19 protein-coding genes and 1 pseudogene are annotated in these 23,493 nt (G+C 58.0%); 15 read left to right on the top strand and 5 right to left on the bottom strand.

Annotated features, from left to right (window positions below; genetic code table 11):
* Positions 1-203: 203 nt before the first annotated feature.
* On the bottom strand, positions 204-1,151 hold the full coding sequence (locus tag MEB48_RS27125; RefSeq protein WP_237886835.1) for a GlxA family transcriptional regulator: 948 nt from the start codon (positions 1,149-1,151) through the stop codon (positions 204-206).
* Positions 1,152-1,358: 207 nt separating this feature from the next.
* On the opposite strand from MEB48_RS27125, the gene MEB48_RS27120 reads away from it, so the two are divergent.
* The 6 genes and pseudogenes from MEB48_RS27120 to MEB48_RS27095 all read left to right on the top strand — a co-directional run bounded on the left by MEB48_RS27120 (position 1,359) and on the right by MEB48_RS27095 (position 6,801).
* On the top strand, positions 1,359-2,303 hold the full coding sequence (locus tag MEB48_RS27120; protein ID WP_237886834.1) for a choline ABC transporter substrate-binding protein: 945 nt from the start codon (positions 1,359-1,361) through the stop codon (positions 2,301-2,303).
* 99 nt (positions 2,304-2,402) lie between these two features.
* The gene (locus MEB48_RS27115) at positions 2,403-3,290 is read left to right on the top strand and encodes a 3-keto-5-aminohexanoate cleavage protein (RefSeq protein ID WP_237886833.1); all 888 of its coding nucleotides are present in this window, start codon (positions 2,403-2,405) and stop codon (positions 3,288-3,290) included.
* A 140-nt stretch (positions 3,291-3,430) separates the two neighbouring features.
* A complete protein-coding gene (locus MEB48_RS27110) occupies positions 3,431-4,396 on the top strand; it encodes an L-carnitine dehydrogenase (RefSeq protein WP_237886832.1) in 966 nt (321 codons plus the stop codon).
* 136 nt (positions 4,397-4,532) lie between these two features.
* Positions 4,533-5,009 (top strand): thioesterase family protein, encoded by a 477-nt coding sequence (locus MEB48_RS27105; protein ID WP_237886831.1) that lies wholly within the window; start codon positions 4,533-4,535, stop codon positions 5,007-5,009.
* Between the two features lie 13 nt (positions 5,010-5,022).
* Positions 5,023-6,186 (top strand): annotated as a pseudogene (locus tag MEB48_RS27100) (gamma-butyrobetaine dioxygenase).
* Positions 6,187-6,537: 351 nt separating this feature from the next.
* The gene (locus MEB48_RS27095) at positions 6,538-6,801 is read left to right on the top strand and encodes a hypothetical protein (protein WP_095052586.1); all 264 of its coding nucleotides are present in this window, start codon (positions 6,538-6,540) and stop codon (positions 6,799-6,801) included.
* Positions 6,802-6,932: 131 nt separating this feature from the next.
* Here the strand turns inward: MEB48_RS27095 and MEB48_RS27090 are convergent, their stop codons facing one another.
* The 3 genes from MEB48_RS27090 to MEB48_RS27080 form a co-directional block, all read right to left on the bottom strand.
* Positions 6,933-8,036, bottom strand: coding sequence for a GlxA family transcriptional regulator (locus tag MEB48_RS27090; RefSeq protein WP_095052585.1), 1,104 nt, complete (start codon positions 8,034-8,036; stop codon positions 6,933-6,935).
* A 454-nt stretch (positions 8,037-8,490) separates the two neighbouring features.
* Positions 8,491-9,591: a hypothetical protein gene (locus MEB48_RS27085; protein WP_237886830.1), complete on the bottom strand. Its 1,101-nt coding sequence runs from the start codon at positions 9,589-9,591 to the stop codon at positions 8,491-8,493.
* Positions 9,592-9,687: 96 nt separating this feature from the next.
* On the bottom strand, positions 9,688-11,064 hold the full coding sequence (locus MEB48_RS27080; protein ID WP_237886829.1) for an L-serine ammonia-lyase: 1,377 nt from the start codon (positions 11,062-11,064) through the stop codon (positions 9,688-9,690).
* A 437-nt stretch (positions 11,065-11,501) separates the two neighbouring features.
* Here MEB48_RS27080 and MEB48_RS27075 point away from each other — a divergent pair, with 437 nt between their 5' ends.
* The 3 genes from MEB48_RS27075 to choV all read left to right on the top strand — a co-directional run bounded on the left by MEB48_RS27075 (position 11,502) and on the right by choV (position 14,537).
* Positions 11,502-12,449 carry a choline ABC transporter substrate-binding protein gene (locus MEB48_RS27075; protein WP_237886828.1) on the top strand — a complete coding sequence of 316 codons (948 nt, stop codon included), beginning with the start codon at positions 11,502-11,504 and terminating at the stop codon, positions 12,447-12,449.
* Between the two features lie 67 nt (positions 12,450-12,516).
* Positions 12,517-13,362, top strand: a complete 846-nt coding sequence (gene choW / locus MEB48_RS27070; protein ID WP_237886827.1) for a choline ABC transporter permease subunit — start codon at positions 12,517-12,519, stop codon at positions 13,360-13,362.
* Positions 13,359-14,537, top strand: a complete 1,179-nt coding sequence (choV, locus tag MEB48_RS27065; protein ID WP_237886826.1) for a choline ABC transporter ATP-binding protein — start codon at positions 13,359-13,361, stop codon at positions 14,535-14,537. Before choW ends, choV begins: the two co-directional genes overlap by 4 nt.
* A gap of 232 nt (positions 14,538-14,769) precedes the next feature.
* On the opposite strand, the gene MEB48_RS27060 is transcribed toward choV, so the two are convergent.
* Positions 14,770-16,719, bottom strand: coding sequence for a BCCT family transporter (locus tag MEB48_RS27060; protein ID WP_237886838.1), 1,950 nt, complete (start codon positions 16,717-16,719; stop codon positions 14,770-14,772).
* A 381-nt stretch (positions 16,720-17,100) separates the two neighbouring features.
* Here MEB48_RS27060 and betI point away from each other — a divergent pair, with 381 nt between their 5' ends.
* From betI to MEB48_RS27030, 6 genes are all read left to right on the top strand, one after another.
* Positions 17,101-17,694 carry a transcriptional regulator BetI gene (betI, locus tag MEB48_RS27055; protein WP_237886825.1) on the top strand — a complete coding sequence of 198 codons (594 nt, stop codon included), beginning with the start codon at positions 17,101-17,103 and terminating at the stop codon, positions 17,692-17,694.
* Between the two features lie 108 nt (positions 17,695-17,802).
* Complete coding sequence (gene betB / locus MEB48_RS27050) at positions 17,803-19,275, top strand: betaine-aldehyde dehydrogenase (RefSeq protein WP_237886824.1); 1,473 nt, start codon at positions 17,803-17,805, stop codon at positions 19,273-19,275.
* Between the two features lie 180 nt (positions 19,276-19,455).
* Complete coding sequence (betA, locus tag MEB48_RS27045; protein ID WP_237886823.1) at positions 19,456-21,159, top strand: choline dehydrogenase; 1,704 nt, start codon at positions 19,456-19,458, stop codon at positions 21,157-21,159.
* A 229-nt stretch (positions 21,160-21,388) separates the two neighbouring features.
* Positions 21,389-22,381: a hypothetical protein gene (locus tag MEB48_RS27040; RefSeq protein ID WP_237886822.1), complete on the top strand. Its 993-nt coding sequence runs from the start codon at positions 21,389-21,391 to the stop codon at positions 22,379-22,381.
* Complete coding sequence (locus tag MEB48_RS27035; protein ID WP_237886821.1) at positions 22,381-23,106, top strand: AzlC family ABC transporter permease; 726 nt, start codon at positions 22,381-22,383, stop codon at positions 23,104-23,106. The genes MEB48_RS27040 and MEB48_RS27035 overlap by 1 nt, the downstream gene beginning before the upstream one ends.
* Positions 23,103-23,447, top strand: coding sequence for an AzlD domain-containing protein (locus MEB48_RS27030; RefSeq protein ID WP_237886820.1), 345 nt, complete (start codon positions 23,103-23,105; stop codon positions 23,445-23,447). The genes MEB48_RS27035 and MEB48_RS27030 overlap by 4 nt, the downstream gene beginning before the upstream one ends.
* The last annotated feature ends 46 nt before the right edge of the window (positions 23,448-23,493 follow it).

Genomic DNA, 23,493 nt, shown 5'->3' with positions numbered 1-23,493 from the left:
TTACAACCATCGCCGTTGCCACACAGCCTCGAATAACCTGCCGCCAGCCCTTTTTGAAGAGCGGGCGGCCTAATACTCCTACAGAGCGGTCCAAAAAAACTGGACCACAACAGGCTTGCCCGCGAAGGCGTCGTGTCAGACAACAATGATTTCGAATGTGCCGGCCTCTTCGCGGGCAAGCCTCGCTCCTACAGGGGTCGGTTTCAGGCCTTCTGGCTTTGCCGGCGGTCTTCACGCGGGCACCGCTCAAACCGTGCCCGATAACTGCGGGTGAAATACGACGGCGATTCAAACCCGCACGCGATGCTCACCTCCAACACACTCATGTTCGTCTGACGCAGCAACTGCCGTGCCTTCTCCAGCCTTAACCGCAGGTAGAAATTGCTCGGCGTGTCGTTCAGATGCAGGCGAAACAGGCGTTCCAGCTGACGCCGGGTCACTTTGATCGATTCCGCCAGTTCCAGGGTACTGAGCGGCGGTTCGCTGTGCTGTTCCATCTCCCCGATCACCTGCACCAGTTTCTTGTTGCTGATGCCATACCGCGTGGCAACTTCCATGCGCTGGTGGTCTTTGCGCGGGCGGATGCGCCCGAGTACGAATTGTTCGCTGACCTGGATCGCCAGTTCCGGGCCGTGGGCCTGGGCGATCAAATCCAGCATCAAATCGATGGAAGCAGTGCCGCCGGCTGAAGTGATGCGCCGACGGTCGATCTCGAACAGCTCCTGGGTGACGCTCAGTTGCGGGTAGGACTCCTTGAAGGCATCGATGGCTTCCCAGTGCAGGGTCAGGCGATGGCCGTCGAGCAGGCCGGCTTCAGCGAGGATGAAGCTGCCGGTGTCGATGGCGCCGAGGGTCACGCTTTCGTTATCCAGGCGGCGCAACCAGTGTTCCAGAGCTGGCGTGGTGGATCTCAGCGGCTCGAAACCGGCGACCACCAGCAAAGTCGCGCCTTTCTTCAGGGGTTCCAGCGCGGCATCGGCGTTGACCGACATGCCGTTGCTGGCCAACACCGCCCCGCCATCGGCGCTCAACACATGCCAGCGATACAACTCGCCGCGAAAACGATTGGCGACCCGCAGCGGCTCGATGGCCGAGATAAAACCGATCGCCGAAAAACCCGGCATCAACAAGAAGTAGAAATCCTGGGACATGGCGCGCACTCGATGGCAGGTAGCGAGAGGGCGGGAAGCGTATGGATGTTGATACGCCACTTGCAACCGGCATTCAAGCGCGCAGGTCGCTGCAGTGCAAGAGCTGGTCGCCGCAGTGCGTTTTTACGGGGGCTTAGCTGCGTAACTTGAGATCACCGGCGCATCAGACACCGGAACCCACAATAACGACCTGCCGAGGAACCCGACATGAAACGACTGATCAGCAGCTGTGTTCTTGCACTCAGCGGTACCGCTTTCTTGAGCGCCAGCGTCATGGCGGCCGAACCTGCGTCGTGCCAGAACGTGCGCATGGGCGTAGTGAACTGGACCGACGTGATCGCCACCAGCGCCATGACCCAAGTATTGCTCGACGGCCTCGGCTACAACACCAAACAGACCAGCGCCTCCCAGCAAATCATCTTCGCCGGGATCCGCGATCAGCGCCTGGACTTGTTCCTCGGCTACTGGAACCCGCTGATGACCCAGACCATCACACCGTTTGTCGATGCCAAGCAGGTCAAAGTGCTTGAAGCGCCAAGCCTCAAGGATGCCCGCGCCACCCTCGCCGTTCCGACGTACCTCGCCGACAAAGGTCTGAAAACCTTCGCCGACATCGCCAAATTCGAGAAAGAACTGGGCGGCAAGATCTATGGCATCGAACCCGGCTCGGGCGCCAACACCCAGATCAAGGCGATGATCGCCAAGAATCAGTTCGGCCTCGGCAAGTTCCAATTGGTCGAGTCCAGCGAGGCCGGCATGCTGGCCGCGGTGGATCGCGCGGTGCGGCGCAAGGAAGCCGTGGTGTTCTTTGGCTGGGCGCCGCACCCAATGAACGTCAACGTGCAGATGACTTACCTCACCGGCAGCGAAGACGCCCTCGGCCCGAACGAAGGCATGGCCACGGTCTGGACCGTTACCGCGCCGAACTACTCGCAGCAATGCCCGAACATCGGTCGCTTGCTGAGCAACCTGACCTACACCGCCGAAGACGAGAGCCGGATGATGCAGCCACTGCTGGATCACAAGGACGCCTTCGAGTCGGCCAAGCAATGGCTCAAGGATCACCCGCAAGACAAGCAACGCTGGCTCGAAGGCGTGACCACCTTCGACGGCAAACCGGCGGCTGAAAACCTGAAGCTGACCAGTAAATAGAAACGAAATGAACCACCGATTCGCAGCCCGATGCGGGCTGCGAATGGAATCGTCACGCCCAAGCCACACCCAAAAATCACGCCTGTAAGGAACCGCCTCATGAACCACGACGTCATCATCACCTGCGCACTCACCGGTGCTGGCGACACGACCGCCAGAAGCCCACACGTGCCGGTCACCCCGAAACAAATCGCCGCGGCCGCCGTGGAAGCCGCCAAGGCAGGCGCTACCGTGGTCCACTGCCACGTTCGCGACCCCGAAACCGGCAAGTTCAGCCGTGACGTGGCACTGTACCGCGAAGTGATGGAGCGTATCCGCGAGGCGGACGTCGACATCATCGTCAACCTCACTGCCGGCATGGGCGGCGACCTGGAAATCGGCGCGGGCGAGAACCCGATGGAGTTCGGCCCGAACACCGACCTCGTCGGCCCGCTGACCCGTCTGGCCCACGTCGAAGAACTGCTGCCGGAAATCTGCACGCTGGATTGCGGCACGCTGAACTTCGGCGATGGCGACACCATTTACGTCTCCACCCCGGCACAACTGCGTGCTGGCGCCAAACGCATTCAAGAGCTGGGCGTTAAGCCTGAGCTGGAAATCTTCGACACCGGTCACCTGTGGTTCGCCAAGCAGATGATCAAGGAAGGCCTGCTCGACAACCCGTTGTTTCAGCTGTGCCTGGGTATCCCGTGGGGCGCGCCGGCCGACACCACCACCATGAAAGCCATGGTCGACAACCTGCCGACCGATGCAGTCTGGGCCGGGTTCGGTATCGGTCGCATGCAGATGCCGATGGCGGCGCAGGCGGTATTGCTCGGCGGCAACGTGCGGGTCGGCCTGGAAGACAATCTGTGGCTGGACAAGGGCGTATTGGCGACCAACGGCCAACTGGTCGAACGCGCCTCGGAAATCCTCAGCCGCCTCGGCGCGCGCGTTCTGACCCCAGCTGAAGGCCGGGCAAAAATGGGCCTGACCAAGCGCGGTTAACCACCCCACACATTACCTGTAGGAGCGAGGCTTGCCCGCGAAGGCGGTATTCCTGCCGTAAGAGATCCGTCGGATGTACCGGCCTCTTCGCGGGCAAGCCTCGCTCCTACAGGGATCACCGAACTCTTTAGGACGTCGCCATGAGCTTTATCACTGATATCAAAACCTTCGCCGCGCTGGGCAGCGGTGTCATCGGCAGCGGCTGGGTATCCCGCGCCCTCGCCCACGGCCTCGATGTGGTGGCTTGGGACCCGGCGCCCGGTGCCGAAGCGGCGCTGCGCAAACGCGTCGCCAATGCCTGGGGCGCGCTGGAGAAACAAGGCCTGGCACCCGGCGCGTCGCAGGATCGGCTGCGCTTTGTCGCCACCGTCGAAGAATGCGTTCGCGATGCGGATTTCATCCAGGAAAGCGCTCCAGAACGACTGGAACTGAAACTGGAACTGCACAGCAAAATCAGCGCCGCGGCCAAGCCCAATGCCTTGATCGGCTCCAGTACTTCGGGACTGTTGCCAAGCGAGTTTTACGAGAGCTCGACCCACCCGGAACGCTGCGTGGTCGGGCACCCGTTCAACCCGGTTTACCTGCTGCCATTAGTGGAAGTGGTCGGCGGCAAGAACACCGCGCCAGAAGCGGTGCAGGCGGCGATGAAAGTCTATGAATCCCTGGGCATGCGCCCGTTGCATGTGCGCAAGGAAGTACCTGGATTTATCGCCGACCGTTTGCTCGAAGCGTTGTGGCGTGAGGCGCTGCATCTGGTCAACGACGGTGTAGCGACCACCGGCGAAATCGACGATGCGATTCGTTTTGGCGCGGGTCTGCGCTGGTCGTTCATGGGCACCTTCCTGACTTACACCCTGGCGGGCGGCGATGCGGGCATGCGGCACTTCATGGCGCAGTTCGGGCCGGCGTTGCAGCTGCCCTGGACCTACCTGCCGGCGCCGGAGCTGACCGACAAACTGATCGATGACGTGGTGGATGGCACCGGCGATCAATTGGGCAAGCACAGCATCTCGGCGCTGGAGCGCTATCGTGATGATTGCCTGCTGGCGGTGCTGGAGGCGGTGAAGACCACCAAGGCCAAACATGGCATGACGTTCAGCGAGTAACCCGTAACACTGATCATTCCCACGCTCTGCGTGGGAATGCAGCCCGGGACGCTCTGCGTCCCAAAAGGCGTGACGCAGAGCGTCACAGGAGGCGTTACCACGCAGAGCGTGGGAACGATCATCTCTGGAGAGCAAGATGCCCACCCTCACCACCTACCAAACCAAAATCATCCCCGACTGGGTCGACTACAACGGCCACCTGCGCGATGCCTTCTATCTGCTGATTTTCAGCTACGCCACCGACGCGCTGATGGATCGACTGGGCATGGACAGCCACAACCGCGAAGCCAGCGGCAACTCGCTGTTCACCCTCGAACTGCACCTCAACTACCTGCACGAAGTGAAGCTCGATGCCGAGGTCCAAGTGCACACGCAGATCATCGGCCATGACCGCAAGCGCCTGCACCTCTACCACAGCCTGCATCTGGTGGGCGGTGACAAGGAGCTGGCGGGCAATGAACAAATGCTGCTGCACGTCGACCTCGCCGGGCCGCGATCCACACCGTTCAGCGAAGACACCTTGAGCAAACTGCAAGCCATTGTCGCCGAGCAAGCCGATCTGCCCGCACCCGCCTTTATCGGCCGAGTGATCGCTTTACCGCCCACAAAATAATAAGGAGCTCGCCATGAACACCGCCGCCGCTTTTGCCGATTTCCGCACCTACCCGTTGATCAGCGCGTTGACCGCCGTGCACACCCTGGCGGACCGCATTCAAGTGCAGTGGGCGGACGGTCGGGTCAGCCCTTTTCATCATCAATGGCTACGGGACAACTGCCCGTGCCCGCAGTGCGTCTACACGGTGACCCGCGAGCAAGTGCTGGAAATCGTCGATGTCGCGGAAAATCTGATCCCCGACAGCGCCCGAATCGATACCGATGGTTGCCTGTGTGTCGATTGGCAGGACGGCCACCTCAGCCGCTTCGACCCGGGCTGGCTGCGGGCCCACGCCTATGACGATGAATCCCGCGCCGAACACCGGGCCGCCAAACCGAAAAGCAAGCGGTGGGACAGCTAGCTGAAGTTGCCGGTGTTCAACTATCAGGCATTGATGGACGACAACGATGCCTTGCTGCAATGGCTCCTGGCCGTGCGTGACATCGGCCTGACCCAGGTTCGCGGTGTGCCCACCGAGCCGGGCTCGCTGAAGCTGATCGCCCAACGGATTTCCTTCATCCGCGAGAGCAATTTTGGCGTGCTGTTCAACGTCCAATCAAAGGCCGATGCCGACAGCAATGCCTACACCGCCTTCAACCTGCCGCTGCACAGCGACCTGCCCACGCGGGAGCTGCAACCAGGGCTGCAATTTCTGCATTGCCTGGTCAATGACGCCGACGGTGGCGAAAGCATTTTCGTCGACGGTTTTGCCATCGCCGAAGCCTTGCGCCAGGAAGATCCCGAGGCGTTTCAGGCCTTGTGTGAAATACCCGTTGAGTTTCGCAACAAGGACCGTCACAGCGACCACCGCTATCTGGCGCCGATCATCGCCCTGGATGCTTTTGGGCAAGTGTCGGAAATCCGCATGGCGAACTTTTTGCGTGGGCCGTTCGATGCTTCAGTCGAACAGATGCCCCAGCTGTATCGCGCTTACCGACGTTTCATTGCGATGACCCGCGAGGCGCGGTTCAGGCTGATGCAAAGGCTCAATCCCGGCGAGCTGTGGTGCTTCGACAACCGCCGCACCCTTCACGCCCGCAATGCGTTCGATCCCGCAACAGGCGCCCGGCATTTCCAGGGGTGTTATGTCGATCGGGATGAGTTGCTGTCGCGGATTTTGGTGTTGCAACGGTAGACCGCGTCACACCAACCTTGTAGGAGCTGGCTTGCCAGCGAAAGCCAATATGTCTGTCACACCGCTTCGCTGGCAAGCCAGCTCCTACAAATTCACCGGCCAAAAAAAACCCCGATCAAGCCGTGACAGGATCGGGGCAGAGGTGGGTACTGTTGAGGAGCTGCCGTGCGAGGGTGACCAAACCTTCGTGAAGCCAGCTGAGTCCAGTGTGCCTACTCCCGTAGGCAGCAAGTTAGCCGAAAACGACATGTTCATAGCCAATGCGGCCATTGCGACAAATCGCCCTTGCCGCCACTCCATGCCCCCACCAGAATCGAACCACGACACCGTTCCCTGAAGAAGGATTGCGTCATGATGCACGCCGATTTGATTGACCAGGAAGACCTGTTGGGCCAGCTTAAATCGTTGGGTTTTCAAGTGCCGAATGGCTCTACAGCCGAGCAGGCTTGTGAGTGTGCGGTGCGAGGATTGAACGATGAGCGGGCGATGACGCTACGAACCATGGTCAAGCAGATGTACACCAGCAGCGCGACCATCCTGCCGGCCGTGCGCCAGGCGATCGACAAGCAACTGTTACCGGCATTGGCGCAGTACCAGCAAAGCCGTAGCGCCTGAGTACCGCCTCGCCATGATCGTTCCCACGCTCTGCGTGGGAATGCAGCCCGGGACGCTCCGCGTCCCTGCCGAAGCGGACGCAGAGCGTCCATTGAGGCATTCCCACGCAGAGCGTGGGAACGATCAGAGCATTAGAGCCTTACGCTGGCAAACGTCGACTCATTACGCGCCTGGCTCAACGCCGACAGCGGCCCGGACAGCGGTGACAGCACCAGGGCTTGCGGCAGCGGCATCATCGCCACTTGTTGTGTGGTGTTGGAGCCTACACGCTCGTCACGCGGCGGAATGCCGAAGTATTCGCGGTAGCACTTGGAGAAGTGCGGCGTGGACACGAAACCGCACACCGACGCCACTTCGATGATCGACATCGGCGTTTGCTTGAGCAGCTGCCGGGCGCGGATAAGGCGCAGTTTCAGGTAGTAACGCGATGGCGAGCAGTGCAGGTACTTCTGGAACAGCCGCTCCAGCTGACGACGCGAAACGGCGACGTACACCGCCAGTTCGTCGAGATCGATCGGCTCTTCGAGGTTGGCTTCCATCAGCGCCACGATTTCCTGCAACTTCGGCTGGTTGGTGCCGAGCATGTGCTTGAGCGGCACGCGCTGGTGATCCTGCTCGTTGCGGATACGCTCGTAGACGAACATTTCCGAGATCGCAGCGGACAATTCACGACCGTGATCGCGGCTGATCAGGTGCAACATCATGTCCAGCGGCGCGGTGCCACCGGAGCTGGTGAAACGGTTACGGTCGAGGGTAAACAGCCGGGTGCTCATGGCTACCCGCGGGAAAGCTTCCTGCATCGCCGCCAGGCATTCCCAGTGCACGCTGCAGTCGAAACCATCCAGCAGGCCAGCACAGGCCAGGGCCCAGCTGCCGGTGCAGACCGCGCCGAGACGACGAGACTGACGCGCCTGGCTTTGCAGCCACGACACGTGCTCGCGGGTTACGGTGCGCTGGATGCCGATACCGCCGCAGACAATCACGGTGTCCAGGGGCGGCGCTTTGTGCATGGAGGCGTCGGGAGTGATCTGTAGACCGTCACTGGCCCAGACCTGACCGCCATCGACGGTGAGTGTGGTCCAGCGATACAGCTCGCGGCCGGACAATTGGTTGGCCATGCGCAGAGGTTCTACTGCGGAGGCCAGAGAAATAAGCGTGAAATTGTCCAGCAGCAAAAAGCCGATGGATTGAGGCGCACGGTTCTGGGGTTGGGCCCCGGAGTTGAACGTCGTCATCGCGGTATCTCCTCACACAAAGCGGGTGATGGCCTCAGGCGGAGGCTCTTTTTATTGCCATCGTTCTCGCGTGGGAGACGGGCTTTGTAATGACAGAGCAATTGCCATGCCTAAATTTGAATGCGTGTTCAATAACTCCTGAAAACGACGTCGCGATGCGTCTAGATATGGCGCGCAGAGATAAGAGGTCATAAGTGCCATTAGAGGCCGCAAACCCGCTACCCCGTTGCCTGTGAGCAAATCGGTAGCACTTGTGGGAACAGGGCTACGACGCTACATGGGGGGAGTGTCACCGCAGGCACGGGTGACGGACGGTCGAGCCTGCGAATATGACCCGACCATCGGGGAAACGAGTTATCTGTTAGCGACGCGCCAAAAGGTGGCGCGTTTTAAATCGGGCGTTCACTTAGTGCGCAGTTTTGACTGGTCTTCGTCATGAACAGGCCTGCAACGATCAGGAACGTCTCAACATGCTTACTACCTGCTGTGAGGCTAGCTCCAACCGCTCTTTAAACGCTTTGACCTCCTTCATCCCGACGACACCCGCATCGGGTAGATCAGCCATCGCTTTTCGAAAAGAAAGGTGAATATCCAACAAGTGCTGGGTAGTCAAAGTAGAAACCGAAGCACCATCTGAAAAAGACTCAACTAATGCAAGATCATCGCTCAGCCGGGTATTGCCGTTATCCAGACAGTCAGGCTCTGCAACGCGAAATCCGTTCATGTGAGCGTTCCTAAAGACCTGGCCCGTGTTTACCTCGACATTTGCGCTACCCAATGCGGTAAATGTGCCAAACAACTCATCGCGAGCCTGGGTTTTTGATGAGCCTGCATCGAACTCACTGGGAATCAACTGGCGGACAGCTTTGATTTCCATACGCAATGATGACTTTGCAGCATCGCTCGAAGGAATCTTGCCAAGAATCAGTCCGATATCTTCTGCTGAAACTATCTCTCTCCCAGCAATGACCGTCCCTACATCGTTGAGACCATTAAGTACATCAGCAAATGCTGCAGCGGTTAACCCACCTCTGAACTCAAGATGATAATGGGCCTGCATGCGACCATTTTCCGCAAAAGGGACTCCCAAAGTATGGTAACGATCATAATCGTCAGGGTTACCCCGTCGAGGAATGTTGCGATCCTCATGAACCAAACCATCACCGATCAAATGATTTTCGTGAATTGTAATTGACGGCGGTCCGGCGTCGTTCCTGGCCATAATTTGATTCAGCGCGGCCACCGTAGAGCTCACCGCTCGCTCAACCTCACGTTTGTTCTCTTGGCTGAGCGTCCCGGTGGCAAAGTCCTTCGACGCATTCAAATTCATCAGGCCTCGCTTGGTATGGACTTCAACACTATGCAGCAACGTCGCTGGAGAACAATCGTGCTTTACCCATGCCGATTTGCTGCTACTGGCAAGATGAAGCGAGCCCGGATTGTTTGCTGCCGAAACCAATTGTTTGTGTACCAACGTTGTTTTTGCGCGAAAGCCCGGATCCAGAAGCACTCCACTAAGATTGGGAACAGAACCAGATAGCGTTGTCGTTAGCATATGTCCTCGATGTCGGGAAATTGAGCCGGGCATTTTAGAGAACATTACTGCTGCAAATGACTTACACCTGTATCCAACTAATTCCGACTTTACACTTCAACACTCAACCGCACTAACCGCCAACCCACCGCGCGATGTCTCTTTATATTTGTCATGCATGTCGGCACCGGTATCACGCATGGTGCGGATCACCCGATCCAGCGAGATAAAGTGCTGACCGTCGCCCCGCAGGGCCATCTGCGCCGCGTTGATCGCTTTCACCGCCGCAATCGCGTTGCGCTCGATGCACGGTACTTGCACCAGCCCGCCCACGGGATCGCAGGTCAGGCCGAGGTTGTGTTCCAGGCCGATTTCCGCCGCGTTGCACAACTGCTCCGGCGTGGCACCAAGAATCTCCGCCAACCCGGCCGCCGCCATGGCGCAGGCCGAACCGACTTCGCCCTGGCAACCGACTTCGGCGCCGGAGATCGAGGCGTTTTTCTTGCACAGAATCCCTACTGCCGCGGCACTGAGGAAGTAATCGACCACGTTGGCGTCGGTCACTGCCTCGCTGAACTTCATGAAGTAGTGCAATACCGCCGGAATGATCCCCGCCGCGCCGTTGGTGGGTGCCGTAACCATGCGCCCGCCGGCGGCGTTTTCTTCGTTGACCGCCAAAGCGAACAGGTTGACCCATTCCATGGCGCTCAGCGTCGAGCCGATCACGTTGGGCTTGTTCAACTCCTGCAGGCTACGGTGCAGTTTGGCTGCGCGACGACGCACATTCAGGCCACCGGGCAGGATGCCTTCGTGCTTGAGGCCTTGCTCCACGCAATCTTGCATGGCGCGCCAGAGCTTCATCAGACCGGCGCGAATTTCTTCTTCGCTGCGCCAGACTTTCTCGTTGGCCATCATCAGCTCTGCAACGCGCAGGTTGTGCTGCTTGCAGAGACTGAGCAGCTCGACGGCACTGGAGAAGTCGTAAGGCAGCACGGTGCTGTCCAGATCCACCACACCGCTGGAGGCCTGTGCCTCATCGACGACAAAACCGCCGCCGACCGAATAGTAGGTGTCGCGATGCAGCTCGCCGTGATCGCCTTCGACAATCAGGGTCATGGCGTTGGGGTGGAACGGCAGGTTCTCGTCGATCAGGCGCATGTCCCGGGCCCAGATGAACGGGACCGACAAACGTCCGTCGAGCAACAGCGTGTCGGTTTCACGCAGGGTTTCGATGCGGATGCCGATTTGCGACGGATCGATCGCGTCCGGCCATTCGCCCATCAGCCCCATGATCACCGCGTTGTCGCTGCCGTGACCGATGCCGGTAGCCGAGAGCGACCCATAAAGCTGAACTTCGACGCGCCGCACCTGCTCCAAAACACCTTGCTCACGCAAACCTTGCACGAACAGCGCCGCGGCGCGCATAGGCCCCACGGTGTGTGAACTGGAAGGGCCGATGCCGATTTTGAACAGGTCGAAAACGCTGATAGCCATTACTGCTGAACTCCTGGATGTGCCTGCTCCAGACGCAAAAGCGCCCAGTGACGGAGCTGCTACGCTCAAGCTGCAATCCGCCGAGATGGCCGCATCATCAGGCTTTTGCCATGTCGTTCGACGTCTCACACCGACGCACTCATGCCCACCAGCGCCGCGTGTCTCACACGCCGTGTTTTCGGCGTTTTTTTGCGGATCAGAGGGACAAAACGGGCCGAAAAAAGCTGTAAACGACGTCACCGACACTGGATGCGACCATCCCTGTACTGGATACGACGCACCCTGTAGGCGTCAGATTTTCACTGGTACATGATCGTATCGACTCGATTGCACGGCGCCGTGGTAGAGCTGTCTCCAAAACGCCATCCAACCGCAACAGATAAGTGCGGTGGTCCAGTCGGAACACTGCCAAAAAAAACACCAAGGAGTCGCCCCTTATGAAAGGTTCCCCGTCGTTGTTGTTGGCCGCCATGCTGAGTCTGCCGTTTCTGGCTCAAGCCGCAGAACCGGCCCAATGCAGCACCGTAAACTTCTCCGATGTCGGCTGGACGGACATTACCGTCACCACCGCCACCACCAGCGTCGTTCTCGATGCCCTGGGCTACAAGACCAAAACCACGATGATTTCCGTGCCGGTGACCTACAAGTCGCTGGCCGACGGCAAGAACATGGACGTATTCCTTGGTAACTGGATGCCGACCATGGAAAACGACATCAAGGCCTATCGCGATGCCGGTACCGTAGAGACCGTGCGCGCTAATCTGGAAAATGCAAAATACACACTCGCCGTCCCCGAAGAGTTGTATAACAAAGGTCTGAAAGATTTCGCCGACATCGCCAAGTTCAAGAAAGAACTCGACGGCAAGATCTATGGCATCGAACCGGGTAACGACGGCAACCGCCTGATCCAGAGCATGATCGACAAGAACGCCTTCGGCCTGAAAGACGCCGGCTTCAAGGTGGTCGAGTCCAGCGAGGCAGGCATGCTCTCGCAAGTCGATCGCGCCCAGCGCCGCAACACCGCCGTGGTGTTCCTGGGCTGGGAACCGCACCCGATGAACACTCGATTCAAGATGAAGTACCTGACCGGCGGCGACGAATATTTCGGCCCGAACTTCGGTCAGGCGACCATCTACACCAACACCCGCAAGGGCTACGTACAGGAATGCAGCAACGTGGGTCAGTTGCTGAAGAACCTGGTGTTCACCCTCGACATGGAAAGCACGCTGATGGGCAACGTCCTGGACGACAAAATGAAGCCTGACGCGGCCGCCAAGGCCTGGCTGAAAAAGAATCCACAGGTGCTCGATACCTGGCTGGCTGGCGTGACCACCATTGACGGTAAACCTGGCCTGGAGGCCGTGAAAGCCAAGTTGGCACAGTAAAATCGCTTACGCCGGGCGAGTTCGCTCGCCCGGGCTGTTATTTCCTTGCATGCGGACGTTCACTACCATGCTGATTGATCAGAAAATACCCTTAGGCCAGTACATCGCGGGCTTCGTTGAATGGTTGACGCAAAACGGCGCCAACACCTTCGACGCAATCGCCGTGTCACTGGAAACGATGATCCACGGCGTGACTTTTGCGCTGACCTGGTTCAACCCGCTGGCATTGATCGGCCTCATCGCGCTACTGGCACACTTCATCCAACGCAAATGGGGCCTGACCGCTTTCGTCGTCGCCTCCTTTCTGCTGATCCTCAATCTGGGGTACTGGCAGGAAACCATGGAAACTCTCGCCCAGGTGTTGTTCGCCACCCTGGTGTGCGTGCTGATCGGCGTGCCGTTGGGCATCGTCGCCGCGCACAAACCGATGTTCTACACAGTGATGCGGCCGGTGCTCGATCTGATGCAAACCGTGCCGACTTTCGTGTACCTCATTCCTACCCTGACCCTCTTCGGTCTGGGTGTGGTCCCGGGTCTGATCTCGACGGTGGTGTTCGCGATTGCCGCGCCTATCCGCTTGACCTACCTGGGTATTCGCGATGTTCCGCAGGAATTGATGGACGCCGGCAAAGCCTTCGGCTGCTCGCGCCGTCAACTGCTTTCACGGATTGAACTGCCCCACGCCATGCCAAGCATCGCGGCCGGCATCACCCAGTGCATCATGCTGTCGTTGTCGATGGTGGTGATTGCGGCACTGGTGGGCGCCGACGGCCTGGGCAAACCCGTGGTCAACGCACTGAACACTGCTGATATCGCACTGGGCTTCGAAGCAGGCCTGGCGATCGTATTGCTGGCGATCATGCTCGACCGTATCTGCAAACAACCCGACGCCAAAGTAGGGGGTGACGCATGAGCATTATTCGCTTCGAAGACGTGGACGTGATCTTCTCAAAAGATCCGCGCGCGGCCCTTAAACTCCTCGACGAGGGTATGACCCGCAACGAGATTCTGAAAAAGACCGGGCAAATCGTCGGCGTCGAAAAAGCCAGCCTGGACATCGAGAAAGGCGAAATCTGCGTACTGATGGGCCTGTCCGGCTCCGGCAAGTCCAGCCTGTTGCGCTGCATCAACGGCCTCAACACTGTCAGTCGTGGCAAGTTGTTCGTCGAGCACGAAGGCAAGCAGATCGACATCGCTTCCTGTACCCCGGCGGAACTGAAAATGATGCGCACCAAGCGCATTGCGATGGTGTTCCAGAAGTTCGCCCTGATGCCTTGGCTGACGGTGCGCGAGAACATCAGCTTCGGTCTGGAGATGCAGGGCCGGCCGGAGAAGGAACGGAAAAAACTGGTCGATGAAAAACTCGAACTGGTGGGCCTGACCCAATGGCGCAACAAGAAACCCGATGAGCTTTCCGGTGGTATGCAACAGCGTGTGGGCCTGGCCCGCGCACTGGCGATGGACGCTGACATTCTGCTGATGGACGAACCGTTCTCGGCCCTCGACCCGCTGATTCGCCAGGGCCTGCAAGACGAACTGCTGGAACTGCAACGCAAGCTCAGCAAAACCATCGTCTTCGTGAGTCACGACCTCGATGAAGCCCTGAAGCTCGGCAGCCGTATCGCGATCATGAAAGACGGCCGGATCATCCAGTACAGCAAGCCGGAAGAAATCGTCCTCAATCCTGCGGACGATTACGTGCGCACCTTCGTCGCCCACACCAATCCGCTGAACGTATTGTGCGGGCGCAGCCTGATGCGCACCCTGGACAAGTGCAAACGCATCAACGGTTCGGTATGCCTGGATCCAGGCGGCGATTCGTGGCTGGACCTGGCTGAAGGCAACACCATCAAAGGCGCACGCCAGAACGGCTCGAGCCTGGACCTGCAGAACTGGATACCGGGGCAAGCGGTTGAAGGTTTGGGTCGTCGGCCGACACTGGTGGACTCCAACATCGGCATGCGCGATGCGCTGCAGATTCGTTACCAGACCGGCAACAAGCTGGTGCTGCACGACAACAACAAGGTGGTCGGGATTCTCGGTGACAGCGAGCTGTACCACGCGCTGCTCGGCAAGAACCTGGGGTAAGAAGCAGCAGACACAAAAACGCCGCGAGAGATCGCGGCGTGATCGTTCCCACGCTCTGCGTGGGAATGCATCCGGTGACGCTCCGCGTCACGATTCAAAAGCGGACGCGGAGCGTCCGGGGCGGCATTCCCACGCAGAGCGTGGGAACGATCATGCTGGGCGCACACAAAAAAGGGGCTCTATTGAGCCCCTTTGCGTTCCCACGCAGAGCCAGGAACAATCATCTCGCTACTCAGCTATAAACCCGGCCAAGCAGCTGCCGATGGCTTTCAAACTGATCGAGCACGTCACGGGTGATCTGATCCTGAGTGAAGCCCATCAAGTCGTAATCCTGGCTGCCGTTATGCAGGTACACCTCGGCGCGGTAGTAACGTGCGCGCGGCTCATCAGCGCTTTCAGCAGACACCGTGTCACTCGCCGCCGCCAGATAACCGTCCAGGCTCACTTCGTAGACAAAAGGGTTGCCCTCTTCCATCTCGATCCGTACACCCATGCAGCGTTTCGACTTGCCCAGCAACGTCTGCACATCCAGACCCTGAGCACGCAATTGCACAGCCGCATCTTCCAGCGCCGGGCTGACTTGCTTGTCCATGAAACGCTGAACGATCGACTGGTTCGGTTGCAGATCCAGTTGCGTCAGTCGCTCGCTGAAACCACGACGACCACGCGCCGCCAGCTCCGCTTGCTCCTGTTCGATCTGCACGTCCTGGCGCATGGCCTTGTGCAAGCCGAACATGAAGAACACCAGCACCACTGAGAACGGCAGACCGGCCAGCACCACCATGGTTTGCATGGCTTCGAAGTTACCGGCAAACAGAAGACCGATGGTCACCAGGGTGATCACCGCCGACCAGAAAATCCGCAGCCAGTGCGGCGCATCCTCGTCAACATTGCCGCCCTTGCAGGAAAGGTTGGCCATCATCACCGCGCCGGAATCCGCCGGGGTCAGGAACAGCACGAAACCGACAAAAATCGACACGCCGATCACGATCTTCGACGCCGGGTAATGCTCAAGCAATTGGTAGATCGCCATCGACGGCTGTTCCAGCGCCGTCTTCCCGAGTTCCACCGCCCCATGGTTCATCACCAGGTCCAGGGCCGAGTTACCGAAAATCGACAGCCATGCCAGGGTGAAGCCCAGCGGAATCAGCAACACGCCGGCCACCAGTTCACGCACCGTGCGACCACGGGAAATACGCGCGATGAACATACCTACGAATGGTGCCCAGGAAATCCACCAGGCCCAGTAGAACAGAGTCCACAGGCCCAGCCAGCGCTCGGATTTGGCGTTGTCGGCTTCGTACACATAGAGGTCGAATGTCTTCAACACCACGCCGTTCAGGTAGTCGCCGATGTTCTGCACAAAGCCGTTGAGCAAGTGCAGGGTCGGGCCGAACAACAGCACGAAAATCAGCAGACCGCTGAACAGCACGATGTTCAGGTTGGACAGACGACGAATGCCGTTTTCCACGCCGGACACAGCGGCGATGGTCGCCACGGTGCTCATCACGATGATCACGATCAGCAGGTTGGTGTTGCTGTGTTCCATGCCGAACAGGTTTTCCAGCCCGGACGACACTTGCAGCGAACCGATCCCCAGGTTCGTCACCAGCCCCAGCAGGGTCACGAACATGCCGAAGCCGTCCACCGCATGACCGGCCGCGCCTTTGACCCAACGCTCGCCGACCAGCGGATACAACGCCGACCGCAACGCCAGCGGCTGATTATGACGGTACGCAAAGTACGCCACGGCCAAGCCGACCAGTGCGTAGATCGCCCAGCCATGCAGGCCCCAATGCAGGAACGTCAGCTGCACCGCCTGACGGGCCGCAAGGTTGCTGCCGGCCACGCCTTCCGGTGGATTGAAATAATGGTCCAGCGGCTCGGAAGCACCGAAGTACAACAACGAGATGCCGATACCCGACGAGAACAGCATCCCCGCCCAGGCACCGTAGCTGAAATCCGGGGTGTCATCCTTGCTGCCCAGCTTGAGTTTGCCGTAGGACGAAAACGCCAGGCCCACCACAAAAACCAGATAAGCGGCGATCACCACCATGTAGTACCAGCCGAAGCTGCGGGACAACCAGGCCTGGGCAATGCCGAGCATTTTGCCGGCCTCTTGCGGGGCGATGATCAGAATGGCGGTCAACAGCAGAATCAACGCGGTAGAGGTGTAGAACACCCAACCGTTGACCGTCACCTTCTCGGGCGGGGTCTTTATTAGAGAGGCAGAACTCATGGCACAGATGCTCCAGGCAGTGCGAGAGAAGAACACAAGGCAACGCGGTACCCGACCAATCGGTTAGTTGGCAGCCGACCGGCGGGTGATATAAAGACACCCCGAAAAAAGCCCGAAACCCTTGGAACGCCAGTGCGTATAGGTTTCGAGCATTTTTGGATGTCGGTTTATCGCCATTTACACGTAGGAAAAATCTGTAAGTCGCGACGAATTGTCGCAGATCTTATTCTTTGTTGATTGAACGTTCAATCAAAACAAAATAGACTGGCCCTTGATCCGGTAGCCGTTTTTTCGTCCACCGGAAGGCCTAAGGAGATGTGCAAGATGCCCAAGGTCGGTATGCAACCCATCCGCCGTCAGCAATTGATCGAAGCCACGTTGCAGGCTATCGATCAAGTCGGCATGGGGGACGCCAGCATTGCGCTGATCGCCCGTTTGGCCGGTGTCTCGAATGGCATCATCAGTCACTACTTTCAGGACAAGAACGGCCTGATCGCCGCCACGGCGCAGTATCTGATGAGTGTCCTCAGCGAGAACGTCACCGCGCGCCGTCAGGCGCTGGAGGACACCAGCCCACGGGCTCACCTCCAGGTGATTATCGAAGGCAACTTCGACGCCAGCCAGGTCAACGTCCCGGCAATGAAAACCTGGCTGGCCTTCTGGGCCGCCAGCATGCATCACCCGTCATTGCACAGGTTGCAGCGGATCAATGATCACCGTCTGTATTCCAACCTGTGCTGCCAGTTCCGCCGTGTGTTGCCGCTCGATGATGCGCGCACCGCCGCCCGTGGCCTGGCAGCCCTCATTGACGGTTTGTGGTTGCGCGGCGCGCTGTCGGGAGATGCTTTCGACACCGGGCAGGCGCACCAGATCGCTTATGAATACATGGATTTCCAACTGGCCAAACAGGTGAGTTAGAGCACACATAAAACCGCTCAGCCCCTGAACCGCTACCGACCGCGATGCCACTGCTACACGGCTCGCCCGGTGGTCAACGCCAACCACTTATGCACTTGCGAGGACTTTATGGCCCGTTTCGAACTGCAAAAACTCTACATCGATGGCGGCTACAGTGACGCCAGCAGCGACGCCACCTTCGAAGCCATCAACCCGGCTAACGGTGAAGTCCTCGCAACCGTACAACGTGCGACCCAGGCAGACGTTGAGCGCGCTGTGGTCAGCGCCGAAAAGGGTCAGAAAATCTGGGCCGCGATGACCGCCATGGAACGTTCGCGCATCCTGCGTCGTGCCGTTGACATCCTGCGCGAGCGCAATGATGAACTGGCCGCCCTGGAAACCCTGGACACCGGCAAGGCGTTCTCCGAAACCAAGTACGTCGACATCGTCACCGGCGCTGATGTGCTGGAGTACTACGCAGGCCTGGTGCCGGCCATCGAAGGCGAGCAGATTCCGCTGCGTACCACTTCGTTCGTCTACACCCGTCGCGAGCCGCTGGGCGTCGTGGCCGGTATCGGCGCCTGGAACTACCCGATCCAGATCGCCCTGTGGAAATCCGCACCAGCCCTGGCGGCCGGTAACGCGATGATCTTCAAGCCAAGCGAAGTAACCTCCCTGACCACCCTCAAACTGGCCGAGATCTACACCGAAGCAGGCCTGCCAGCCGGCGTGTTTAACGTACTGACCGGCAGCGGCCGTGAAGTCGGCACCTGGCTGACCGAACACCCACGCATCGAAAAAATCTCCTTCACCGGCGGCACCGACACCGGCAAGAAGGTGATGGCCAGCGCTTCCGCCTCGTCGCTGAAAGACGTGACCATGGAACTGGGCGGCAAATCCCCGCTGATCATTTTCGACGACGCCGACCTGGATCGCGCCGCCGACACCGCGATGATGGCCAACTTCTACAGCTCCGGCCAGGTCTGCACCAACGGCACTCGCGTGTTCGTACCGAGCCACCTGAAAGCCGCTTTCGAAGCCAAGATCGTTGAACGCGTTGCGCGCATTCGCGTCGGCAACCCGCAAGACGAAAACACCAACTTCGGTCCTCTGGTCAGCTTCGCCCACATGGAAAGCGTGCTGGGTTACATCGCCAAAGGTAAGGAAGAAGGCGCTCGCCTGCTATGCGGCGGCGATCGTCTGACCGATGGCGAATTCGCCAAAGGCGCGTTCGTGGCACCGACCGTGTTCACTGATTGCACCGACGAGATGACCATCGTACGCGAAGAAATCTTCGGCCCGGTGATGAGCATCCTGACCTACGAAACCGAAGAAGAAGTGATCCGTCGTGCCAACGACACCGAGTTCGGTTTGGCCGCTGGCGTCGTCACCAAAGACCTGAACCGCGCTCACCGTGTGATCCATCAACTGGAAGCCGGTATCTGCTGGATCAATGCCTGGGGCGAGTCCGACGCCAAGATGCCGGTCGGCGGCTACAAGCAGTCGGGCGTGGGCCGTGAGAACGGCATCAGCTCACTGAACAACTTCACCCGCATCAAATCGGTACAGGTCGAACTGGGCGATTACGCCTCGGTGTTCTAAGGCGGTATTTGTTTCGCCTGCGAGGCCGCCTTCGCGGGCAAGCCTCGCTCCTACAGGTTTGGCGTCGTTCGCCAGATCTGCGGTAACCCCGATCCTGTAGGAGCGAGGCTTGCCCGCGAATCGAGTGCGCAGCACTCGCCATGGCCTGACCTGACCCAACACCAAAGAGGGTGCATTTCAATGTCCCAAGAATTCGATTACATCATCATCGGTGCCGGCTCGGCCGGTAACACCCTGGCGACCCGCCTGACTGAAGATGAAGGCGTCACCGTTCTGCTGCTCGAAGCGGGCGGCCCGGATTACCGTCTCGACTTCCGCACGCAAATGCCGGCCGCCCTGGCGTTCCCGCTGCAAGGTCGTCGCTATAACTGGGCGTATGAAACCGATCCAGAGCCACACATGGACGGTCGCCGAATGGAATGCGGTCGCGGCAAGGGCCTCGGTGGCTCGTCGCTGATCAACGGCATGTGCTATATCCGCGGCAACGCGATGGACTACGACGGCTGGGCCAAACTGCCCGGTCTGGAAGACTGGACCTACCTCGACTGCCTGCCGTATTTCCGCAAGGCGGAAACCCGTGACATCGGCCCGAACGACTACCACGGTGGCGACGGTCCGGTCAGCGTGACCACGCCGAAAGCCGGCAATAACCCGCTGTTCCACGCGATGGTTGAAGCCGGCGTGCAGGCCGGTTACCCGCGTACCGAAGATCTCAACGGCTACCAGCAAGAAGGCTTCGGCCCGATGGACCGCACCGTGACGCCGAACGGCCGTCGCGCCAGCACCGCTCGCGGTTACCTGGATATCGCGAAGAAGCGTTCGACCCTGACCATCGTCACCCACGCCCTGACCGACAAGATCGTGTTCGAAGGCAAGCGTGCAGTCGGCGTGCGTTACCTGATCGGCGCCGCTGAAGAGCGCGTTGAAGCCCGCGCCCGCAAGGAAGTGCTGCTGTGCTCCGGCGCCATCGCTTCGCCGCAGATTCTGCAACGTTCCGGTGTCGGCCCGGCCGAACTGCTGAAGAAACTCGACATTCCGGTGGTCCACGACCTGCCAGGCGTCGGTGAAAACCTGCAGGACCACCTCGAGTTGTACCTGCAATACGCCTGCACCCAACCGGTCTCGCTGTACCCCTCGCTACTGCTGCACAACCAACCGGCCATCGGTGCCGAGTGGCTGTTCAACGGCAGCGGTATCGGCGCCAGCAACCAGTTCGAGGCCGGTGGTTTCATCCGCACCCGCCCAGACTTCGAATGGCCGAACATTCAGTACCACTTCCTGCCGGTGGCGATTAACTACAACGGCAGCAACGGTGTAAAAGAACATGGCTTCCAGGCGCACATGGGCTCGATGCGTTCGCCGAGTCGCGGTCGCATCCAGGCCAAGTCCAAGGACCCGCGCCAGTACCCGAGCATTCTGTTCAACTATATGGCCACCGAGCAGGACTGGCAGGAGTTCCGCGACGGCATCCGCCTGACCCGTGAAATCATGCAACAGCCAGCATTGGACGCCTTCCGTGGTCGCGAAATCAGCCCGGGCATCGACGTGCAAACCGATGAACAGCTGGACAAGTTCATCCGCGAGCACGCCGAAACTGCGTTCCACCCGTCCTGCTCGTGCAAGATGGGCACCGACGACATGGCCGTGGTCGATGGCGAAGGTCGTGTGCACGGCCTGCAAGCCCTGCGCGTGGTCGATGCCTCGATCATGCCGATCATCACCACCGGCAACTTGAACGCGCCGACGATCATGATGGCCGAGAAAATCGCCGACAAAATCCGTGGTCGCAAGCCGTTGCCGCGTAGCAAGGCTGCCTACTACGTGGCCGGTGATGCACCCGTGAAGGGTAAGCCAGTGCGTGAAGTGGGGCAGACTACTCAGTAACAATTAGCGCACTTGTTTCAACCAAAACCGCCAACCTTCCTGGGTTGGCGGTTTTTTTTGGCCACAAACTTCACACATCAAACAACATCCCTCACCCGGCAACTAAAAATCAATTAAAACACCTCAACAAAACTCGTAACACTTGTATTCCCCACGAACTTAAGAACCTCCCTTACAATCAGCCCCGGCGCTTCAGCCGGATAAAAATAATTTTAATGGAGACCAAGACATGCCTGACATCGACCTTACTAAGGAAGCGAGTTATTTTCGAGAAAAAATATCCAAAGAAAAAACAATTACCCTGGACTTCGGTTACTTGACCGGCGTTGTTGAATCCTGGTGGAATAAAAACAACCATCAAGAAACGCACATCTTAAAAACACAACTGGTTAATCTTTTTTTAACTTACCTACGTGCTGAAGACACCTTCTACTTTGACAAGGTAGGACTGGCAAATGGATGCGCGGCCGTCTGCATCAAAAATGTATTCAGCCTTGACTCACCCAAACTTGCCTTGACCGTGCATGAGGCATTGGCTGACCTGTTTCATCTCACCGATATAAAATACGAATACGAAGAACACAAAGCGCTGTATCTAAAACCCTTTGCAGAAAAATATCGGGAATGGGGTAATGGTCATGGCGATATCACACCGCACTCCGATGACCTATATGAAAATTTGAACGTTGACTACCTGGCTCTGACCGTTTGCCGTGACATTACAAAAACCCCCACTGCCTATTATTTCCCATGCGATCTACTGTGCGACTTGAACGATGAGGAAATGCACGAATTATTGACGATGCAAGCAACGTTCATTTCTGGCAAAAATGTCAGTGGCCTAAAAAAACGGGTTCGTCATGTCGTTAAGTTTTCTGAACTCTACGGTTTTAATTTTTCGCTGGATTTCCGCATTGATTCGGAGAATGGAGAGCGGATGCGCGCAACAGATGGCGGCCAGCACGTGCTGGACAAAATCCGGGCAGGCCTGCCAAACGCAAGATGCCATGTTTCAACAGCCGAAACCGGCACGTTCCTGATCGTGGCCAACCACAAGATATTGCATGCCCGTCCGATGCTGAACATCGATGCCAGCGAGGCTCGCGAACAAGCGCACACCTCGACATTCAACACAACACCTCGATTACTGTTCCGAAGCAAGGGCCCTAGAAAGCATTACTTTCCGCTGGATGAAACAACCTATACGCGGGAAGCCCATTGATGGTGACTCAAAATACGTCCGCTCGTTCTTCGGCCATCACCGTTTTTGTTGAAGGTGCACGTGACGCAATAACATTTGGCGTCGCGTTCATTTTTCTCTACTTATCCATAGGCATTTTAAGCGCAACGCAGTCGTTATCGCTAAGCCAGGCGCTTGCAACCACCCTGTTAATATTCTCCACGCCACTGCAATTTCTGCTGATACAAAGCCATAACGACGGATGGATATTGCTTCCTATTATCGTGGCGCTCAACGCTCGCTTCGTACTACTTTCCGCAACACTTGCTCCCTATATAAGAAATACTTCCACCATGAAATCCATGGCTTCCTTGATTCTGATCACTCCTTCAATATTTACAGGGTGCGTTACTCGATTCAAGCGAAAAACCGAACACCCCTTCACTTACATGATCGGCCTTGGCATTCCCATATTTGCTGTATCAATTATCTGCACCTACATCGGTTTCATCGCCGGAGCAGAACTCACCTCACCGGTCATCTATGCAGCGATGGCACTTCTCCTACCGCTACAATTTACCGCTTTGGCCGGCAAGCATTGGCCTCACTATTTTGAAGTATCAAGTTACTGGCTTGGCTTTATAGGTGCGCCACTGCTGGTCTATCTATTTAAGGATTACAGCTTGCTCTGCACACCTTTTATAATCGGTGGATTGATCGTATTAATTGAAAATAATTACAAAAAACGAGGTGACCTGGCCCCATGACAATCTGGCTCCTAATTGCATTTTCCGCCGTTACCGCTTTTGCATTTCGTGCTCTTCCGTTTGCATTCAAAAACAGCACTGCACTCACGCAAACCCAAGGTTCCTTTTATCGATTCATCAGCTACAGCGCGCAAGCGATGTTGGGCGTCATCATTTACGACACTGCATTCAACAAAAGGGATGCTCTGACCTTGATACAGCAATTTGAAACGCTGGATGCACTGAAGCTGTTCTTGCTGGTCGGCACCTTCACCGCTGTTGCAAAAACAAGAAAAATTCTGCCTGCTTTTTTTGTAAGCCTATTAATTTATGTTGCAGCTTTCGTTTATTCGAACGGCTAAAAACAGTCCTCTGTCTGACAGTGGAATTGTTCGCGAGCAAGCTGCA

This window comes from Pseudomonas sp. PGPR40 (assembly GCF_022014505.1).
GTDB lineage: Bacteria > Pseudomonadota > Gammaproteobacteria > Pseudomonadales > Pseudomonadaceae > Aquipseudomonas.
Note: the sequence above shows the minus strand (reverse complement) of the source record. Positions and strands in the feature narration are given on the sequence as shown.